This is a genomic window from Natronorubrum sediminis (assembly GCF_900108095.1).
Taxonomy (GTDB): Archaea; Halobacteriota; Halobacteria; order Halobacteriales; family Natrialbaceae; genus Natronorubrum; species Natronorubrum sediminis.
In genome coordinates this window covers 509,086-527,966 of record NZ_FNWL01000001.1, presented here as the reverse complement: position 1 = coordinate 527,966, position 18,881 = coordinate 509,086, and the positions used below count along the sequence as shown (strand labels likewise).

General features: G+C 62.1%; 17 protein-coding genes. 7 read left to right on the top strand and 10 right to left on the bottom strand.

Translation table 11 applies throughout. From position 1 onward, the window contains the following. Positions 1-38 precede the first annotated feature (38 nt). The 5 genes from BLW62_RS02590 to BLW62_RS02570 form a co-directional block, all read right to left on the bottom strand. Positions 39-539 carry a DUF2062 domain-containing protein gene (locus tag BLW62_RS02590; protein ID WP_090506386.1) on the bottom strand — a complete coding sequence of 167 codons (501 nt, stop codon included), beginning with the start codon at positions 537-539 and terminating at the stop codon, positions 39-41. Between the two features lie 131 nt (positions 540-670). Next, complete coding sequence (locus BLW62_RS02585) at positions 671-1,930, bottom strand: Glu/Leu/Phe/Val family dehydrogenase (protein ID WP_090506385.1); 1,260 nt, start codon at positions 1,928-1,930, stop codon at positions 671-673. 108 nt (positions 1,931-2,038) lie between these two features. Next, positions 2,039-2,926 carry an HpcH/HpaI aldolase/citrate lyase family protein gene (locus BLW62_RS02580; RefSeq protein WP_090504750.1) on the bottom strand — a complete coding sequence of 296 codons (888 nt, stop codon included), beginning with the start codon at positions 2,924-2,926 and terminating at the stop codon, positions 2,039-2,041. 90 nt (positions 2,927-3,016) lie between these two features. Next, the gene (locus BLW62_RS02575; RefSeq protein ID WP_090504746.1) at positions 3,017-3,751 is read right to left on the bottom strand and encodes a cytochrome c biogenesis protein CcdA; all 735 of its coding nucleotides are present in this window, start codon (positions 3,749-3,751) and stop codon (positions 3,017-3,019) included. A gap of 99 nt (positions 3,752-3,850) precedes the next feature. Then, entirely contained in the window at positions 3,851-4,435 is a 585-nt protein-coding gene (locus BLW62_RS02570; protein ID WP_090504742.1) for a TlpA family protein disulfide reductase, read from the bottom strand. A 143-nt stretch (positions 4,436-4,578) separates the two neighbouring features. Here BLW62_RS02570 and BLW62_RS02565 point away from each other — a divergent pair, with 143 nt between their 5' ends. Beyond that, positions 4,579-5,034: a MaoC family dehydratase gene (locus tag BLW62_RS02565; RefSeq protein ID WP_090504739.1), complete on the top strand. Its 456-nt coding sequence runs from the start codon at positions 4,579-4,581 to the stop codon at positions 5,032-5,034. Between the two features lie 32 nt (positions 5,035-5,066). Here BLW62_RS02565 and BLW62_RS02560 read toward each other — a convergent pair whose 3' ends face one another. Both BLW62_RS02560 and BLW62_RS02555 read right to left on the bottom strand, forming a co-directional pair. Further along, complete coding sequence (locus BLW62_RS02560; RefSeq protein ID WP_175459660.1) at positions 5,067-5,417, bottom strand: DUF5658 family protein; 351 nt, start codon at positions 5,415-5,417, stop codon at positions 5,067-5,069. A 374-nt stretch (positions 5,418-5,791) separates the two neighbouring features. After that, complete coding sequence (locus BLW62_RS02555; RefSeq protein ID WP_090504733.1) at positions 5,792-7,606, bottom strand: acyl-CoA carboxylase subunit beta; 1,815 nt, start codon at positions 7,604-7,606, stop codon at positions 5,792-5,794. Between the two features lie 592 nt (positions 7,607-8,198). On the opposite strand from BLW62_RS02555, the gene BLW62_RS02550 reads away from it, so the two are divergent. Then, complete coding sequence (locus tag BLW62_RS02550) at positions 8,199-9,371, top strand: hypothetical protein (protein WP_090504730.1); 1,173 nt, start codon at positions 8,199-8,201, stop codon at positions 9,369-9,371. Then, the gene (locus tag BLW62_RS02545) at positions 9,371-9,619 is read left to right on the top strand and encodes a DUF8119 family protein (RefSeq protein ID WP_090504727.1); all 249 of its coding nucleotides are present in this window, start codon (positions 9,371-9,373) and stop codon (positions 9,617-9,619) included. Before BLW62_RS02550 ends, BLW62_RS02545 begins: the two co-directional genes overlap by 1 nt. Before the next feature lie 74 nt (positions 9,620-9,693). On the opposite strand, the gene BLW62_RS02540 is transcribed toward BLW62_RS02545, so the two are convergent. The 3 genes from BLW62_RS02540 to BLW62_RS02530 form a co-directional block, all read right to left on the bottom strand. Then, positions 9,694-10,563, bottom strand: a complete 870-nt coding sequence (locus BLW62_RS02540; RefSeq protein WP_090504724.1) for a class 1 fructose-bisphosphatase — start codon at positions 10,561-10,563, stop codon at positions 9,694-9,696. A 1-nt stretch (position 10,564) separates the two neighbouring features. Then, the gene (locus BLW62_RS02535) at positions 10,565-11,359 is read right to left on the bottom strand and encodes a class I fructose-bisphosphate aldolase (protein WP_090504721.1); all 795 of its coding nucleotides are present in this window, start codon (positions 11,357-11,359) and stop codon (positions 10,565-10,567) included. 185 nt (positions 11,360-11,544) lie between these two features. Beyond that, complete coding sequence (locus tag BLW62_RS02530) at positions 11,545-12,405, bottom strand: hypothetical protein (protein ID WP_090506384.1); 861 nt, start codon at positions 12,403-12,405, stop codon at positions 11,545-11,547. Positions 12,406-12,553: 148 nt separating this feature from the next. Here BLW62_RS02530 and BLW62_RS02525 point away from each other — a divergent pair, with 148 nt between their 5' ends. From BLW62_RS02525 to BLW62_RS02510, 4 genes are all read left to right on the top strand, one after another. Continuing rightward, entirely contained in the window at positions 12,554-13,408 is an 855-nt protein-coding gene (locus BLW62_RS02525; RefSeq protein ID WP_090504718.1) for a 3-hydroxyacyl-CoA dehydrogenase family protein, read from the top strand. Between the two features lie 260 nt (positions 13,409-13,668). Then, on the top strand, positions 13,669-15,282 hold the full coding sequence (locus BLW62_RS02520) for a proton-conducting transporter transmembrane domain-containing protein (protein ID WP_090504714.1): 1,614 nt from the start codon (positions 13,669-13,671) through the stop codon (positions 15,280-15,282). Then, positions 15,279-17,048 carry a proton-conducting transporter transmembrane domain-containing protein gene (locus BLW62_RS02515; protein ID WP_090504711.1) on the top strand — a complete coding sequence of 590 codons (1,770 nt, stop codon included), beginning with the start codon at positions 15,279-15,281 and terminating at the stop codon, positions 17,046-17,048. The genes BLW62_RS02520 and BLW62_RS02515 overlap by 4 nt, the downstream gene beginning before the upstream one ends. Continuing rightward, positions 17,045-18,535: a proton-conducting transporter transmembrane domain-containing protein gene (locus BLW62_RS02510; protein ID WP_090504709.1), complete on the top strand. Its 1,491-nt coding sequence runs from the start codon at positions 17,045-17,047 to the stop codon at positions 18,533-18,535. Before BLW62_RS02515 ends, BLW62_RS02510 begins: the two co-directional genes overlap by 4 nt. Positions 18,536-18,881 lie beyond the last annotated feature (346 nt).

Genomic DNA, 18,881 nt, shown 5'->3' with positions numbered 1-18,881 from the left:
GTTTCTCGAGACGCGAGAGATCCCTTCTCGCGTTCGAGCTACCGTTTGAACGGCCCCATCACGAACGAGAGCAGTGACATCCCGGCGTGTTCGTCACTTTGGCGCCGATGGACTCGAGTGAGATGGAGGACGACGACGTATCCGATCACGGAGAGGATGACTGCGACAATGAAGTTTCCAACGAGTAATTGCTGGAGTGCGACCCAGGCGAACTCACTCGAGAGCATTTCGTACGACGCGGCTGACTCCGATCCGAGGACGAACGCACCCACCTGAAAGCTCACGACGTAAATGGCGGGCTTTACGAACGGGTTGAAGACCGCAACTGAGGCAAAAAGCGCCGGTTTGGAGATCCACGGCCAGATCGAGACGAACACGAAGAACAATCCGAGACCGAGACCGCCGGTTGGGAGCGCCGTCACGAACACCCCCATCGCAAAACTCGCAGCCACTTCTCGGGGCGTGCGCTCTTCGCGGAAGGCCTTCACGAGCCCTGCCCTCACCCGGTCTCTGTACGCCTGCAGGCGATTTCTCACTATTCGCTCTGTCGGGGCCTCACGAGCAATCGCCAAAAAGCTACCGAGTGTCTCGAGAAAACTGTTAGAAATTTCAACATTTCGACCATCCCATATCGCCCGATAAGATGAGGTCGGCGTGATGTCGACTCGTCTCAGGGGAACGTTCCGGCTTCCTCGAAGGCATCGGCGACGCGTTGAATCGCGACGACGTAGGCTGCAGTCCGGGGATTGTCGAGACCGTGTTCTTCGAGGGTGCCGACGAGTGCGTCGAACGCGTCGACGATGTGCTCCTCGAGTTCGTCGTTGACCTTCGATTCGCTCCAGTAGAAGCGCTGTCGGTTCTGGACCCACTCGAAGTAACTGACCGTCACGCCACCCGCGTTCGCGAGAATATCAGGGATGATGAAGACGTCTTCGTCCTCGAGAACCTCATCGGCTGCGGGCGTCAGCGGCCCGTTTGCGGCTTCGGAGATGACGTCCGCACTCACGTTTTCGGCGAGGTCGGCGTCGATAGCGTTCTCGAGTGCCGCGGGAATCAACAGGTCGACGTCCATCGTCAGCACGTCTTCGTTCGTGAGTTCTTCGACGCTCTCCTCGTAGCCGAGGATGCTTCCCGTTTCGTTCTTGTGGTCTTTCGCTGCGACCGGATCGAAGCCGTCGGGATTGTAGATTCCGCCACTCGAGTCGCTGGCTGCGACGACGGTCGCGCCCATCTCGTCGATGAGTTTCGCGGCGATCCAGCCGGCGTTTCCGTAGCCCTGGACGGCGACAGTTGCTCCCTCGAGGTCCTTACCGAGGTAGTCGAACGCCTCGCGGGCCGCGATCACGGTCGAACGGCCGGTCGCTTCGACGCGGCCTTCGCTCCCGCCACTCGCGAGGTTCTTTCCCGTGATGACGCCGGGTTCGGTCGTGTTCTCGAGCGATTCGTACGTGTCCTTGATCCAGTTCATCTCGCGTTGACCCGTGTTGACGTCGGGTGCAGGGATGTCGCGATCTTCGCCGATCAGGGGGCGAAGCTCCGTCGCGAACGTGCGAGTAACTCGCTCGAGTTCGTCGTCAGAGTACTCGTCGGGGTCGATGATGATGCCGCCCTTGCCGCCACCGAGTGGGATGTCGACGATCGCGGTCTTGTACGTCATCCAGCCGGAGAGCGCCTTCACTTCGTCGCGAGAGACCTGTGGGTGGTATCGAATGCCGCCCTTGTAGGGGCCGCGATCGGCGTTAAACTGCGAGCGAAACGCCGTGAATCGCTCGAGTTCGCCGTCGTCGCGTTCGACCGTCAGGTTCGTCTCGAGCACCCGTTCGGGGTGCTTGAGTCGCTCGATGAGGTCGTCGCCGATCTCGAGGTGGGTGGCTGCCTCGTCGATCTGTGACTGCAGGCTTTCGAATGGATTCGTCGTGCCTTCGGCCATATCTGCCTGTTTCTCGGACGCAGGGATAAGCATAGCGAATACCTATCATAGGGAAATGGTCCCCTAAATTCGAGGATATTGATATCCGCTCCTATTGTGGACAATCGTTCACTTTTTTCTCGTCGCTGCGTCGGCTCGCTCCTGGATTCGCCGCGCCTGTGCGATCAGCGGTGCATCGATCATCTCGCCGTCGACCTCGAAGACGCCTCTGTTCTCGGCGTCCGCCTCGCGTTTGGCCGCGAGAACGCGTTCGGCCCACTCGCGTTCCTCGTCGCTCGGCGTAAACGTCTCGTTGATCGGGTCGACCTGCGCCGGGTGAATCGCCAGTTTGCCGTCGTACCCAAGTTGGAGGGCGAATTCCGTATCGTCCCGAAGCGCCCGTTCGTCGCCGAAATCCGTGACGACGGTGTCGATCGCGAGACACTCCTTGGCCGCTGCTGCGAGCACGACGCGTTCGCGTGCGTAGAGCACCTCCGTCCCCTCTGACGTTCGCGAGGCACCGATATCCGCGGACAGGTCTTCGGCACCGAACACCAACGCGTCGGTCGCCGGTACGGCGGCGATCTCCGGCGCGTTGAGCACCCCGGACGCGTTCTCGATCAACGCGAACACCGGCACAGTGTCGCCGATTCGTCCGAGTTCGTCCTCGAGCGAGTGAACGTCTGCCGCCGACTCGACTTTCGGGAGCACGAGGCTATCGAGTCGCAGGTCGTCAGCAGCGCCGTCGCGGTCAGCCCCTCCCGGCACATCGAAGATCGCCTCGAGATCGTCCGAGTACGCCGACTGGGAGGCGTTGACCCGAACGCAAACCTCACAGTCCGGGTCGAACTCGGGATCGGCGAGGACGTCGCGGACGGCGTCTCGAGCCTCGTCTTTTCGCGCGGGGGCGACGGCATCCTCGAGGTCGAAGATGATCACGTCGGCCCCGGCGTCGGGTGCCTTTCTGAGCATTTCTGGTCGATCGCCCGGCGTGAACAACAGACTTCTGCGAGCCATACGCCCCCTCTCTCGTCCACGAGTAAATGGCTATGTGTGCCCCCTCACGCGTACCGGAAACGGCGGTGAGGATAGTGCGTCGCAGTCACTTCACCATCGGCGTAGCGAACTCTCGATCGGGGCCTCGAGTGCGCCAGTACCGGGAATCACCTGAAAGACGAAGAGCAAGTAGTACGCGGAGACGACGAGCAAGACGACTCCGACGACCCGATTGATCGGATCGCTGTAACGTGCGAGGAGACGTGTCACCTGGCGACTGTACGGCTGTGAGACGAGTGCGAAGGCGAGAAGCGGGGCACCGATACCGAGTCCGAACGCCAAAAATCCGAGCATCACCTCGAGTTGGGTGTCGAACTCGGGGAACGCGACCGTCGAGCGACTGAAGAACAGCGCGATGAGGCCGGGATTGCAGGGAATCACGATCGCACCGAAACCGAATCCGTACCCGAATGCAGACAGCGTCGGGTACCGCGAGTGTGGCGGTTCGACCGTTGGAATCCTCGAGAAGCCCGCGGGCGCGACGACGAGTACGAGGCCGACGACGGCCAATACGGCGAACGCGACCGGCGAGAGCTGCGTGACGGCCCTCGTGACGCCCCCGCTGAAGACGACGGTCCAGAGCGAGCCGACGACCGCCATGAACGAGAGGACGCCGGCGACGACGAGGATGCCGAGGACGCCCGTCGAGGGACTCCGACTGTGCGTTCCCGTCGACGCGAGATACGCGACGAAACTCGGGTACAGCGGGAGGACGCACGCCGCGGTCAACGGCGTCGCGAGGCCGATCAGGAAAAACTCGAGGAGTGCGCTCGCCGTCGACGTCATACTCGCGCTCGCCCCGGGGTCGCATCTGTCACGAAGGAGTTGGGGACGAACGCGACTCGAGCGTCGGCCGCGTCACTCGAGGTGACCGAAACCGTCCGCTCAACACTCATCGTCGATCATCGATTCGAACTCGTCGGCGTCGACGCGTTTCTCGTAGCGGTAGCTCTCGCCGTCGGGACAGATCATGACCACCGGGGATCTGGCGCTGTTGGTGACGTCACGGCCGACGTCGCTCACGAGTCCCTCGATGACCTCCTCTTCGGCGATTGCGAATCGCCACTCGTAGTCGTCGTCTTCTGCATAGGTCCGAATGTCGTCCGGACTGGCACCGACGTCTGTCGTCACGTCGACGATTTCGACGTCTCCCTCTGCCTGTTCGTAGAACTCTTCGAACTCGTAGTGTTGACTGTGGCAGGTCGCACAGCCAGTCGAAAACGTGTGGAGGAAAAGCGGGTGATCGAACTCGCCGAGCGTAAACTCCTCGTCGGTCCGCACGTCCGTCAGCGACGTCGTTTGCCACGCCGCGTCCTCCTCTGTCGAGACCGGTTCTGGCTCGTCGCTCGAGTCGTCTCCCGAACCGTCCTCGCTTTCGTCGAGACATCCCGCAATGCCACCGATAGCCCCCACAGCGATCGATCCGAGCAGGGCGCGTCGCTCGAGCGGGTTCCGTTGTGGTGTGCTCATGGGATATCTCCAGTGTGTAAATACAGTGTCTGTGGCCTGAAATTCGATTCGGTTCCGGCCCCTACTCTCAGGCCGAATCGTGCTCGACGAGCGACGTGCGAACGAGCACGACGTTTTTAGGCTCGCTGTGCAACGTCTGCAGTATGGCTGGACTGTACTACGAGGAGTTCACCGTCGGTGAGACGATCGAACACGAACGTCGGCGCACGATTTCCGAAAGCGACAACCAGCGCTTTTGCGATATGACGATGAATCAACAGCCCTTGCACCTCGACGCGGAGTTCGCAGCCGACACCGAATTCGGCGAGCGACTGGTCAACGGGCTCTACACGATGTCGCTCGCGACAGGGATCTCGATTCCGGAGACGACCGACGGCACCATCGTCGCGAATCTGTCGTACGACGACGTCGAGCATCCGAAGCCGGTCTTTCACGGCGATACGATCCATGCTCAATCGACGGTAACCGAAAAACGCGAAACCAGCGACGGCGAGCGCGGAATCGTCACGATGTGCGTCGAGGTGTTCAATCAGGACGACGACCTCGTCTGCTCGTTCGATCGAACGATTCTCTCGCTCAAACGCCAACTCGAGGAGTGACGATGGAGTCGGAATACGACGGCTGAGTCGGCTCAGATCACCGTCGAGATCATGTAGAGGTTGATGAAGACGGCCGCCGTCCACGGGACCGCCAACCCGGCTGGAACGATCGCTCGATACGCAACGGGCAACAGCGGTCGACAGACGAGGCCGATCCCCACTGCAAACGCTTTCAGGGCGATCATGCCCACCAGTCCGTACCCCTCGATTGCACTTCGTGCGATCGGATTCGACTCCGCTAACCCCATGTGGAGGCCGACGAACGTCGTCACGATATCGCCCACGAGCGACACCCCGACGAGGATCCAGCAAAATCGCTCGAGTGCAACTGGCGACACATCGACTGGGAGGTGGAAGCGTGCGTGAGCACCGTCGGAACTCATACGCTCCCTGCCGGAGTCGAACCGGCCGTCGCGGTGACCGTCGGGAGGTATCCTCTCGCACCCGACGCTTTCAGCAAACGGGCTATTGTTATGCCAAGCGTAGAGTCTCTGTACGTGGCTCTAAGCGGGAACTACCCGCTGGAATGAGCCCGCTACCAGGTGCTCGAGAGCGTAGTTTCGACGCCGAATGCTATCGAAATTGAGCCTGCACTCGCTCCCTACACGTGAGAAGGGTCACTCGAGTCGACGACAGACGGTACGCTCGAGTCAACGACAGACGGTACGCTCGACTATCCGCAGATACAACACTCGACTATCCGGCAGACCGAACGCACGAGTGACCGACCGACGACTCTCCCGTGGGGCCAGCCAGATTACAGAATCGTGCCGTGTTTCTTATCCGGCAGGGACTTCTCGACGTCTTCGTAGAAGTCAAAGCGAGCGGCCAGTTCCTCGCGTAGCTCGCTGGGCGGGACGATTTCGTCGATAACGACCTCACTCGCCATTCGATGCACGTCGATGTCCTCGCGATACTCCGCTCTGAGTTCCTGTTCCATTCGCTCGCGTTCGTCGGGGTCGTCCACCTCGGAGAGCTTTCGGGCGTACACGGCGTTGATCGCGGCCTCGGGCCCCATGATGGCTATCTCGCCGGACGGGAGGCCCAGCACGCTCTCCGGATCGTACGCTGGCCCGCCCATCGCGTAGATGCCGGCGCCGTAGGCCTTTCGCACGACGACAGTCTGTTTTGGCACCGTCGCCGACGACGTCGCGTAGATCAGCTTCTTTCCTTGCTCGAGAATGCCGTCTTTTTCGACCTGCGAGCCGGCCATGAACCCCGGCGTGTCACAGAGGTAGAGCAATGGGATGTTGAACGCATCGGACTTCCAGACGAACTCCGCGGCCTTCTCCGCGGCGTCCGGGAAGATCGCGCCCGCCCGCGCTGCGGGTTGGTTCGCGACGATGGCGATCGGTCGCCCGTCGATTCTGGCGTAGGCCGTGATGATCTCCGAACCGTACTCCGGGCGCACCTCGAAGTACGACCCTTCGTCGACGATGCGGTCGATCACGTCCGTCATGTCGTAGCCGCGATTCGGTTCCTGGGGAACGACGGCGTCGATCCCCGCCGGAGACTCGACAGGTGGTTTCGCCTCCTGTTTAGGCGGCTTCTCGTCGGCGTTGTTCGGCAGGTAGGTGAGCAACTGGGAGACGAGTTCGCGGGCGTGTGCTTCGTCGTTCGCGATCAGGTCCGCAGAGCCCGACTCTCGAGCGTGGACGTCGGGGCCACCGAGTTCCTGCAAGTCGATATCTTCGCCCGTAACCATCTGTACCATCCGCGGGGAGGCGATCGCCATCGCGGACATCCCTTCGACCATAATCGTGAAGTCGGCGAAGACGGGCGTGTACGCTGCACCGGCGATTGACGGGCCATAGAGGACGCATATCTGTGGCACTCGTCCCGAGAGCATCGAGTGATTGTAGTAGTACTTCCCGATACCCTCTCGATTCGCGAAGAAGCCCGTCTGCTGGTCGATCCGACCGCCGGAGGAGTCCATCAGGTACAAGACCGGCTGGCCGGTTTTCAACGCCCGTTGTTGCATCCGAAGGAACTTCTCGACGCCTTTTTCGGCCATACTGCCGCGTTTGACAGTGTAGTCGTTGGCCATGAAGTGCAGATCTCGTCCCTCGAAGGTTGCCCCACCCGTGATGAGGCCGTCCGCCGGCAGTCGATCGTCGGTTTCCGCACCCACGCCGTCGGGATGCCAGTCGTCGAACGCCGCGAACCGGCCGTCCTCGAACTGTAGTTTGCAATTCTCGGCGTCGAACCACAGCGCGAGTCGGTCCCGGACGAACAGTTTCTTCGACTCTGCCAGTTGCTCGCGATACTTCTCGGGGCCACCCTCGAGAATGTCGTCGATCTCCGCTCGGAGACGCGCCTCGCGCTCGGTCGGTCCGAGATCTTCGCTCGAGTTGGGCGGTTGCTCGTGTGTCGAGGCCCCAGAATCGGCGTTGGAATCAGTGGCCGCGCTGTGGGACTCGGGACTCGAGGTCGACTCGAACTCGTGGACGGCGACGGGGTCGTCGTTCCCGTCAGCGTACACTTCGACCGTCTCGCCGACGTGTTCGGCGAGCGCAGCGGCGATCGCTGCCGCTTCGTCGTCGGATGGCGCTGACGTGATATGAACCTGCATGACACATGCTGTGTCGGGGGGTCAAAAACCATTTTCGCCCGCGACGCGGAAAAACCGGCCCGCGTCCACCGACCGTGACTGACCGGAGAACTCACCACGAGTGTGTTGAGGATGGCCTTGCGTGGACGCGGATCGGTCGGGAGTGAGTCGGCTGTCGAGCACGCGTACCCAACAGTCAGTTGCCTCCGTGGTCACCAACACGAAGACAGCGTTGAGTGGAGTGGCGTCCATCACGAACGCTCGCGTTTAGTCGTCCAGTTGTTAAGACGGGGGCGCTCTCTCGAGCGGTGCGTCCGTACCCGCGAGATTGATGCGACCGCTGTGCGTCGAAATAGCTAGATTGCTGTGACGCGACTGATGCGTAGCAGTCGATTTCGCTCTCTCAGCGAATTTACACATTCGGCTTGATCGGACGATTATCGGACCTGTCCGAATAGCGGGAAATTACGCGGTAGAACGGACGTAGCAGGTGCAGGCATAACGAGTATCGGCAATATTCTCGTCAGTTCGGGTGCTGACAACTGTCCCGTGTACGTGAGTATTAGCTTTAGCCGCCTGGGGTGAACGCCCGTTACGACCTTCGATTCGCGGCATGGACCACCCACACACTGAGAACCTCGTCCATCGACTAACGACGATCCGCGACCACCTCGAGGCCGGAATGGATCGTCGCGAGTTCGTCCGAACCCTCGTTACTGGCGGGTACGCGATTGGGCTCGCCGGGTTCCTCGGCGTCGACGACTTTCTGTCGGCCGGCGACGACGAGGTTCCGATCGTCACGGCACTCGTCCGGGAGGATCCCGACGATCCGTGGTCGCTCGAGGAGCGAACGCAATACGTTCCGGCGGAGTGGTACGCCTCCGTCGAGAAGGCGATCGAACTGAACGAACTACTGGCCAGAACGGCGTTTACCGGCTACTTGGGCAGTGCCGTCGTCCCGAACTCTTACGAGCGCGGGACGGCAGCCGTCTCCGTCGGTCTCTCGAGTGATCTCGAGTCGATCCGCGAGGCGATCGACGGACTCTTCAACGGCGTTTCACTCGACCTCGAGTCGATCGTCGACATCGAGGACATCCAGGACAGGCCGGACGATATCGAGCCGCGAGTCATCGATTCGATCTCGAACCCCGATATCCCCAGCGGGATCGCCTGCGAGACGGCAGAGAGTATCGCGACGTTGGCACCTGTGATGTACGATCCAGAGACGGAACAGGAGTTTTTCGTAACGGCCGAACACGCCTTCAACGGCGGGGCCGAACCGGACAGCGATCGTCTGTCGCTTCCGACCGAAAACGACGACTCGGTCGAGTTGGGCACTGTCGAACACGCACACCCGACAGAGGACATCGCTGCGATCGTCCCCGACAATCGCGTTCGACCGTCGAACGTCATCGACGCCCAGTCGCCGGTTCGCGTTCGCGGTCAACTCACCCGAATGGGGCTCGCAGACCTCATCGCTCGAGACGAAGACCTCGAGAAAGTCGGCGCGGTCACCGGACACACGAGCGGCGCAATTCAGGGCTTCGACGCAGTCACCTGCTTTACCGACAACTTCTGTCGATACGGCCAGATCCGCTGGGGTGGCGAGATGGACCTCACCGACGGCGACAGCGGCTCCGTGAGCTACTATCACGACCCAGACGGGGAGGACGAAGACGTACTCGTCGCGGGATTCAACAACGCACGGACGTGGTGGCCGGGTCAGAGTTACGTCTGGGGAATCGGCGCGTACACGCTGAACGAAACGTACGGCTATCACTTCTAATGGCAACAGACGACACATCTACGACGACCACGACGACTCGCACCGTCGGCACCGTCCGACGGGTCGCTCGAACGATCGCTCGCCTCGCCGGTGACTTCCTTATCGTCACCTGCTGGGTCGTCTTCCTGACGCTCGTCTTTCTCGAGACCGCGTGGCCGGGGTGGTCGTTTTATCTCCTCCTCGTTCTCGGTATCGGCCTCTACGTCACCATTACTGCCGCATGGACTGATTCTGATCGTGACCAATAACACGGGAGGAGTCGGCGGAACACTGTCGGCGAAAACTGGTCGCAGAAAATCGCTGTCGAAGCAACCAACTGAGTCTACGCGAGTCGATCCTCGAGTCGCTCGATCAGGTCTGCGTTGCCGACGTGAACCGGCGTTCGATCGTGGAGTGCCGTCGGTTCGACGCTCAACAGCGACTGTGAGCCATCAGAGGAGCGGCCGCCGGCGCGTTCGACGATGTAGCCGATCGGGTTCCCCTCGAACTGGAGGCGCAACTTGCCTTCGGGCCGGGACTCGAGACCGGGATAACCGAAGATGCCGCCGTAGGTGAGTACCTGATTGACGTCGCCGATCATGGCTCCGCCGTAGCGAAGTTTGCGTTCGGATTCGACCTCGCGGGCGAAGGCCTGAAAGTCGTCGGTCCAGTTGGGAACGCGACCGCCGAAGCCGTAAACGACGGGGTCGTCGGGGAGCGTGAGGTCCGCCTCGACGACGGTCCGTTCGCCCCCGGTTAACTCGTACTCCGAGACCGTCTCCTCGTTCGCGAGCACCATCGTCGTGATCGGCCCGTAGAGGATGTACCCCGCGGCGACGAGGGACTCCCCTCGAGCGGGAAGGACGTCGTCGTAGACGCCGAAGACTGTCCCCATCGCGTTGTTCGATTTGAGGTTCGAGGAGCCGTCCAGTGGGTCGACTGCGACGGCGAAACTGTTCGACGTCGCGGGGTCCTCACCGCAGTCGTCGACCTCGGCTCGCTCTTCGCTGGCGTACTGTCCGACGCCGTCGATGGCCCGGAGGCGTTCGCCGAGTAGCTCGTCCGCCCAGACGTCGGCTTCGACCTGCGTCTCGCCGCTCGGGTTCTCCTCGTCGACGGTGCTTCGACGGCCGATGAGCCCCTGTCTGATCTCGGTCGCCGAGCGAGAGATCGTCGCGACGATCGACTCGACGACTGGATCGGACACCGTCATCCTACTGGGTCGCCTCGAGTGCGGCGTCCGCCGTTTCCTCCTCGTAGATAACCCTCTCGAGGGCGTCGAGCAGTTGGGTCGGGTCCTCGCGCTGCCAGACGTTTCGGCCGACGGCGAGGCCCGTACAGCCGGCGTCGATGGCGTCCTCGACGGTCGAGAGGAACTCGTAGTCTGAGGTCTTCGAGCCGCCGCTCATGACGACGTTCATGTCTCCTGCCGCTTTGCAGGCGTGTTCCATCGCTTCGGGGCTGCCGGGGTACTTGACCTTCGCGATGTCCGCACCGATCTCGAGGGCCAGGCGGGTCGCATAGGAGATCGTACTCGGTTTGGTGTCGTTTTTCAGCCCCTGTCCGCGCGGGTACGACCACATGACCATCGGCAGGTCGTGCTCGCGAGCGTTTTCCTGTGCGTCGCGGAACTCTTCGTACATCTCGACTTCGTTGTTCGAGCCGCTGTAGACGGTGAAGCCGACGGCGTCGGCACCGAGTTCAGCGGCGTAGTCCACCGAGCAGTTGACCGGTGAGTCGGGTTCGCCCATCCAGAGGTTCGAGGTGCCATTCAACTTCAAGAGCAGGTTGACGTCGTCCTCGAAGCTCGGGTAGTACCCTTCCGCGACACCCTTCTGGACTGCCATCGCGGTGACGGCGTCGTGGGTCGCCGTTTCGAACACCGTCGACGGGTCGAGTTTCTCCGGAACGTCCTCGAAGTCGACGGGACCGTGTTCTAACCCGTGGTCCATCGCCAGAATCAGTGACTTGCCATCGCGTACGATCGGAGAGTCGTCGATCGGAATCATCTGTTAGCAGGTCCAACAGGCCGCTATAAATCTCTGATGGTCCGGACCATCGAAATTGCGTACTATTGTAGTTGTTGTTGCGGTGAGACGGCCGATTTGGGAGTGAACCTCCCCCACACATCGCGAGGTGAATTCTCGGTATTCGAGGAGATTCCACTCGCCGATATTCGAGCGCACAACGCGTGCTACTCGAGCAGTTCTCGAGCGTTGTGTCGCCACGTCCGAACGTGCAACACCTGCAAGTCGAGCACCCGTGCGACCTCGAAGGCGCTGGCGCGTGCTAACTGACTCGCCGAGTGAATCCCCGCTGTGGCCAACGCGTCCGCGTCGTCGGGACCGACTCCCGTGACCGCCGTCACCGGCGTGGGTTCGGGCCACGGCCGTTCGGACGGCTGCTCGCGACCGATAGCGGACTCGGCGGCGTGTTCGTACTCGAACGATTGCCACTCCTCGTCGTCGCTGAGGGCGATCCACTCGCGTTCGGCCGCACCCAATCCTCGAACTTCACTCGAGCGTCGCTCGAGGTCGCCGTCGCTCTCGAACGACCAGGGGAGCGAGAACCGACGCCGGAGCGTCGCTGCGGTAGCCTCCTCGACCTCGGCGTCCAGTAACATTCGATAGGAGCATGCTTTTTCCCTGATTTCGGCCGGGTCGATATCGGCCGCCTCGAGCGACTCGCGCTCCGTCGGCGTGATTGTGCGCGATTCGATCGGGCGGGCGTCGCTCTTTGGGCGTGTGAGTAGCTCCTGCGTTCGCGCGTCGCGTGCGCCGTCGGTCGCCGCCGCTTTGTTCGTCGAAGTAGAGCGACTTACGGATCGCGCGTTCTCCTGCGCTCGTCCACCGTTGTCACTCCCTGTTTCCTCGAGGACGTCAGATTCGTCGAACGTCAGTTCGACCGTCTCCGCCGACTCCATCTCGAGGTCCTCGAGACGCTCGACGCCGAGATCCACCGTGATGCCGATTCCCAGATCGACGGCGCTCTCCCCACCAGCCTCGTCGCTTTCGGTTCCCGTCCCCGTATTGCCTGCAACGTGTTTCTTGCTCACGCGTTCCACCGGATAGCCGGTATCTCTCACCGTCCAGTCTTCAAACTTCCCCTCGAGAGGTGACTGAGAACTATCACGTCCGATCGATCCACCGGACGTGACGGATGTGACCAGTACCCTTACGATCGAGTCCCCGGTAGCAGCGGGCATGGTTCGTGACCAGATCGATCGTCTCGGCGTCGTCGGCGCGGGGACGATGGGCAGTGGCATCGCGCAAGTCGCGGCAACCAACGGCTACGACGTCGTCCTCCGCGACGTCGAGCCAGAATTTCTCGAAAACGGGTTCGAAACCATCGACCACAGCCTCGAGCGACTCGAGAATCGTGACGCGCTCGAGGCGGAGCCAGAGACGATCCGCCGTCGAATCGAGGGGACGACGACACTCGAGGATCTCGCGGAGTGCGACCTCGTCGTCGAGGCCGCCCTCGAGGAGTTGCCAGTCAAACGGGAGATCTTCGCGGACCTCGAACGGGTCTGTGGGGACGACGTGGTGCTCGCGACGAACACGAGCACGCTCTCGATCACCTCGATCGCGTCGAATCTCGAGCACCCAGAGCGCGTCGTCGGCTTACACTTCATGAATCCGGTCCCGATCATGGAGGGCGTCGAGGTCGTCGTCGGTGAGTTGACGACCGACGAGGTGACCGAGTTAGCTCACGACATCGCCGCGGACCTCGAGAAGACGACGTGGGAAGCAGACGACAAGCCCGGCTTCGTGACGAATCGAATCCTGATGCCGTGGATCAACGAGGGAATTCGGGCCTACGACGAGGGAGTCGCCTCGAAAGAGGACATCGACGCCGGAATGGAACTCGGGACCAACGTTCCGATGGGGCCGCTCACCCTCGCGGACCACATCGGACTCGACATCTGTCTCCACGCCACCGAGACGCTTCACGAGGAACTCGGTGATCGGTACAAACCTGCTTACCTCCTGAAGCGGAAAGTCGAGGCCGGAGCACTCGGCAAGAAGACGGGAGCCGGGTTTTACGACTACGAATGAGGGGACGGCCGTAGAAACGGGCCAGATCGAACTCGTTCGAAAACCGGACTCGAGCGCGTCGATATCAGACCTCAAAATGCCGTCGATAGCCTATCAACACCTTATTCCATCCGGGTTCATTAGGTGCTATGTATCGCGTCTACGGTTGGGGTCACAGTGTTAAACAGGTCACCATTTTTCCTCGTTTCAGCGGTGATTGCTCGGACGGAGCGTGAGACGGTGGTGCGATTCAGCGACATGGTATTCACTCGAGAGTGTCGATGACGGAGGTCCACTCGCTTCGACCGCTCGCCACAATTCTGATCGGGTTCGTCGCGATTGCCGTCGTAGTCGGCGGGCGTCATCGGCCGGCCGTCCGCGACGGGGCACCGATCGTTGCAGCGCTTGTCACGTTTGGACTGGTCGTGAGTATGGTTCCCGACGTGATGTCCGGACAGAACCCCACGACGAACCTCGGAACGCTCGTTGCTGGCGTCGACCTCGAGCTCAGCGCGGACCCGCTCGGTATGCTCTTCGCGCTCGTCGCGAGCGGACTGTGGGTCGTGACATCGATATACAGCGTCGGATACGCTCGAGAAATGGGGTTGGACGACCGAACGCGCTACACCGCCGCGCTGTGTCTGAGTGTCTGTTCGGGCCTCGGTGTTGCGTTCGCGTCGAATCTCCTCGTGCTCGTCGTGTTCTACGAGTTGACGACGGTAGGAACGTATCCGTTGGTCGCCCACAAGGGGACAGAGCAGGCGAGACGCATCGGGTACGAGTACGTTGTCTACGTCATCGCTGGTGGTACCTTAGTCGTCGGCGGGACGGTGCTGGTCTACGGACTCGCCGGGACGATCGGCTTCGAATCCGGTGGGATCCCCGGGTTGACCGATGCGGCCGCGTCGAATCCGACGGTCGCCACGCTCGCGCTGGGAAGTCTATTGATCGGATTCGCGGTCAAAGGTGCCGTGATGCCCCTCCACGCCTGGCTCCCGAAGGCGATGGTCGCGCCGACGACCGTTTCGGGCGTGCTTCACGCCGTCGTCGTCGTCAAATCCGGCGTCTTCGGCATTGCACGGACCGTCCTCGAGGTGTTCGGTCCGGAGGCGACGAGCGATCTCGGGATGGCGACGCCGCTCGCGGTCGCCGCCGGTGTAACGATCCTCCTCGGGAGCGTCCTCGCGCTCCGACAGGACGACCTCAAACGGCGGTTAGCCTACTCGACGATCGCACACCTTTCCTACGTCGTTCTCGGAATCGCGCTGCTCGTTCCGGCCGGCGTTGTCGGCGGACTCGTTCACATTCCCGCCCACGCAGTGGCCAAGCTCGCGCTGTTCTTCTGCGTCGGCGCGCTCGCGATCGAAACCGACGTGACGAAGGTCTCCGAGATCGCCGGCGTCGGGCGACGGATGCCCCTGACGATGGGCACCTTCGCGATCGGTGCCTGTTCGCTCGCGGGCATCCCGCTGTTCGCGGGGTTCGCGAGCAAGTGGTACCTGCTCGTCGGCGGTGGCGGCGTCCATCCGTTGGTACCGGCGCTGCTCGTCGTATCAGGTGCACTCAACGTGGCGTACTTCTGGCCGATCGTCTACGGCGCGTTTTTCGAGAGCCCGTCCAAGTCGGATCCGAAGCCGCTGATCGACGGTCCGCTGGGCGGGTGTGACGGATCCGAGCGAGTGTCGGACGGTGGACACGCGAGCGCGGAGCTACGGAACCGACAGCGGTGGGAACGAGTAGCCCCGAACGGCGTTGAAAGCCGGGCTACCGTCCTCCTCCCGCTCGTCGCGCTCGCCTGCCTCACGGTCGTACTGGGCGTGTGGCCCGACCGGCTGGCGGTTCTCGAACTCGCCGTCCGAGTCGCAGAAACGAGCGTTGGGGTGATCGTCGCGTGATCGACGCCGTGTACGCGATTCCGCCGGCGTTCGTCGTGTGGCTCGCCGCACTCCTCGCGCTCTTCGCCGGTCGACGGGCAGGAATCGTCGCCGGAATCACAGCCTACGTCCTCGCCTTGGCGTGGACGCTCACCGCACCCACGGGAACGCACGGATCGTGGACGTTCCTCGAGTTCGTCATCGTTCCGGTCGCGATCGATCCGGCGGCCCGAGTCACCGGACTCGCGTTCACCGCGTTTGGGACGGTCGCGATCGGGTATCTGGCCGTGACTGGTGGCGATCGTCGTCACGTTGTTGCCGCGCTCGGCTACGCCGGCGCGGCGATCTGGGCCGTCTTCGCGGGCGACTGGCTCGGATTGCTCGTCGGGTGGGAACTCATGGCACTGGCGAGTACGATCCTCGTCTGGCTTCACGGCGGCGACGCGGTTCGCGTCGGCTTTCGCTACGCGCTCGTCCACGCTATCGGCGGCGCGATTCTGGCGGCTGGACTCGCCCTCCACGTCGTCGCACAGGGCGGTGGAACAGACGCGCTCCACTACGGTGACGGCGTCTCGAGCGGACTGCCCGCACTGGCCGTCGGTATCGGCGTCGGGATCAACGCGGCGATCATCGGCGTCCACGTCTGGCTCCCGGATACGTACGCCAGTCCCCACGTCGGCGTCTCCGTCGTTCTCTCGGCGTATACGACGAAGCTCGCCGTCTACGCGGCCTACCGCGCGTTCCCGGAGGGGAACCTCGTACTCGCGTACGTCGGCGGCGTCATGGCAATCGTTGGTGCCGGATACGCCCTTGCACAGAAGGACGCGCGCCGACTGCTCGCCTATCACATTCAGGCACAGGTGGGCTACATCCTCGCGGGGATCGGTATCGGCTCCTCGCTCGGTATCGCGGGCGCGTTCGCCCATCTGTTCAATAACGTCCTGTTCAAGGGACTCCTGTTCATGGTCGCCGGGCTCATCGTCTTGCGGGCCGGAACGGGCCGTCTTCAAAACGGCGGCCGCCTCGGCCTTCACGCGCCGGTCGCCACGGGAATCTTCCTCGTAGCCGCCGCGTCGATCACCGCGGTCCCCGGGACCAACGGGTTCGTCAGCAAGGGAATGGTCCTCGATGCGGCGCTCGAGGGTGGACACGCGCCGCTTCGGTGGCTCCTCTTAGTCGGGGCCGTCGGAACGATCGTCTCGTTCTGGAAATTCGGGTACTACGCGATTCGCCGAGGTGAGGAGACGCGGCTCCGAGACGCGACTGCTGGACAGGCGCTCACGATGCTTCCAGTCGCAGTCGCCTGTATCGCCATCGGCCTCGCCTACGGGCTGTTGTTCGACCTGCTTCCGGCCGCCGCGGAGTGGTCGACCGAGCCCTACTCGCAGCGACACGTTCTCGAGAAGGTGGCGCTGTTCGGGGCCGGAACGATCGTCTTTCTCGCGGGCCGTCCGCTCTTCGAGCGATTCGACGGCGGCACCGATATCGACGCGATTCGAGATCCGCTCGTCTTCAGTGCACTCGAGCGCGCGGCCACGGCGACCGAGGCGGTTTTCGGGACACTCGCTGCCGCCGAGCGAGTGACCAGACGGAGGACCATCGAAACGGTGAGCGCACCGGACGAAGCGATCGCGCGGACGCTCCCGGACGACATCGGCGAACAATACCGAGAGCGTGCGTCGGGTGTCGCCGGATCCCTCGGAGTTGCGCCGAACGTCTGGTACCGATACCTCGCATTAATCTGTTGTCTCGTAGTGGCGCTGACCGTCGGGGTGGTCGTCGAATGACTCTCGCCGGCTTGCTGATGCTCTCCAGTATCGCCGTTCCGGCGGCCGGCGCTCTCGGTGTTCGACTTGTCTCAACTGACGGCGACGGTGACGGCGACGAGTTCGATCGCTACTGGCTCCTCTCCGCTATACTGATCTCGATAACTGGCGCGTTGACGACCGCGCTCGCCGTGTTGTTAATCCTCGAGGGCGCGAGCACGTACCGCCTCGGCTTCGACGGCGGATTCGGGTTCTCGGTCCGATCCGACGCGTTATCTGCAACCGTCGGACTCCTCGACGTCGTGTTGACGCTCGGGATACTGGGATACACTCGAACGGCTGGCCCGCACGGACGCCGGTTTCACGCATCGTATCTGCTGTTTACCGCGGCCGTGTTCGGCGTCGTCTTCTCGGACGACCTGCTCGGGACCGCCGGGTTCTTGCTCGTTCTGATCGTCGCAACGGGTCGTCTGGTCGAGTGCGGGGACAAAGACGGGACGAGGGACGCCGCGACCGGCTACCGACGTACGACGGTGTTCGGAACCGCAGTCTACCTGTTGGGAGTTCTCGTCGCCGCGCAGATGGCCGGTTCGAGCGATGCCCAACAACTCGCCGGCACGTTCCAGACGATCGGGTACACCGAACCAGTCGTGATCGCCTCGTTCGTCTGTATGACCGTCGGACTCGCGATGCTCGTGGCGCTCGTCCCCCTTCACGGATGGCTGGTCGAAACGCACGCTCGGTCTCCTGATCCCGTGAGCGCCCTCATCTCCGGCGTTCTTCCGGCTGCGGCCGTTTACGCCCTGCTTCGCGTCCTGTTCGACGTGTTCACAGTCGATTTTCTCGCGGCGAACCCGCTGGTCACGAACGGCATCATCTACGGGGCGATCGTGAGTTTGCTCGTCGGGAACGTCCTGGCCTACGGACAGCGAAACATCAAGGGAATGCTCGCGTACTCGACGGTCTCGCAGTTCGGCCTCGTCGTTGCGGGGTTGCTCGTCGCGACCGAAACCGCAGTGTTCGGATCGGTGATCCAACTCTTCGGACACGGACTCGTAAAGGGGGCATTCTGTCTCATTGCAGGGATCATTGCGATCCGTTTCGACGCCCGAACGATCGACGAGTTCGACGGGATCGCAGATCGTGCTCCGGTCGTCGCGGCCGCCTTTGCCGGACTCGGAATTGCGATGATCGGCCTACCGCCAACGGTGGGGTTCGTCGGCAAGTGGTACATCGCCGTTGGTGCCCTCGAGGAAGGGCTGTGGATCGTCGCGACATTCGTCGTTATCTCGACGATACTCACGCTCGGGTACGTGATCCCGTTCGTCGATCACATCTACTTTGGGGAGTTCGACGGGACCGACAACGGACGGGAAACGATCACCTCCGCGATGGTCGTCGTCACCGTGGGAGCCGTCGTGCTCGCCTTAGCCATCGGACTCGCGTCGGTCGGGTTCGAATCGCTGCTATCCGAGGCAATTAGTGATCTCGTCGATTCACCAGCGTGAGTGATTGATCGTACTGCTACTCATTACTAGTAGGTTGCAGCGTAATTCCGTTATTCAGAATGGATCTGATACGTAGCCTCGTGCTGCATACACAGCGCATATACAGCATGGACGGGACTGCACAATGGGGCTGTTCGAATCGCTCGGTGTAGAGGATAACGTACATTGTTCTAGTCTGACAACCCAAAAATACTATTTTGGTGATAAATTTGCGTGCGTTCGCACAGTTGCCCCTTCGAATATGTCCGGAACTCCTCTTTAGAGAATTCGAAGGCGTTGTCGGCTTCTTCCGATCCACAAACGCCATCTGCCGGATTGAAGCGGATCGAGAGACGTTTCCATATGG

Bases quoted from the DNA above. Each gene is read 5' to 3' on its own strand.
- BLW62_RS02580 (WP_090504750.1), bottom strand. From the start codon at position 2,926: ATGGCTCGCAGAAGTCTGTTGTTCACGCCGGGCGATCGACCAGAAATG.
- BLW62_RS02560 (WP_175459660.1), bottom strand. From the start codon at position 5,417: ATGAGTTCCGACGGTGCTCACGCACGCTTCCACCTCCCAGTCGATGTG.
- BLW62_RS02545 (WP_090504727.1), top strand. From the start codon at position 9,371: ATGGCAACAGACGACACATCTACGACGACCACGACGACTCGCACCGTC.
- BLW62_RS02525 (WP_090504718.1), top strand. From the start codon at position 12,554: ATGGTTCGTGACCAGATCGATCGTCTCGGCGTCGTCGGCGCGGGGACG.
- BLW62_RS02570 (WP_090504742.1), bottom strand. From the start codon at position 4,435: ATGAGCACACCACAACGGAACCCGCTCGAGCGACGCGCCCTGCTCGGA.
- BLW62_RS02550 (WP_090504730.1), top strand. From the start codon at position 8,199: ATGGACCACCCACACACTGAGAACCTCGTCCATCGACTAACGACGATC.
- BLW62_RS02540 (WP_090504724.1), bottom strand. From the start codon at position 10,563: ATGACGGTGTCCGATCCAGTCGTCGAGTCGATCGTCGCGACGATCTCT.
- BLW62_RS02535 (WP_090504721.1), bottom strand. From the start codon at position 11,359: ATGATTCCGATCGACGACTCTCCGATCGTACGCGATGGCAAGTCACTG.
- BLW62_RS02510 (WP_090504709.1), top strand. From the start codon at position 17,045: ATGACTCTCGCCGGCTTGCTGATGCTCTCCAGTATCGCCGTTCCGGCG.
- BLW62_RS02565 (WP_090504739.1), top strand. From the start codon at position 4,579: ATGGCTGGACTGTACTACGAGGAGTTCACCGTCGGTGAGACGATCGAA.
- BLW62_RS02585 (WP_090506385.1), bottom strand. From the start codon at position 1,930: ATGGCCGAAGGCACGACGAATCCATTCGAAAGCCTGCAGTCACAGATC.
- BLW62_RS02555 (WP_090504733.1), bottom strand. From the start codon at position 7,606: ATGCAGGTTCATATCACGTCAGCGCCATCCGACGACGAAGCGGCAGCG.
- BLW62_RS02575 (WP_090504746.1), bottom strand. From the start codon at position 3,751: ATGACGTCGACGGCGAGCGCACTCCTCGAGTTTTTCCTGATCGGCCTC.
- BLW62_RS02520 (WP_090504714.1), top strand. From the start codon at position 13,669: ATGACGGAGGTCCACTCGCTTCGACCGCTCGCCACAATTCTGATCGGG.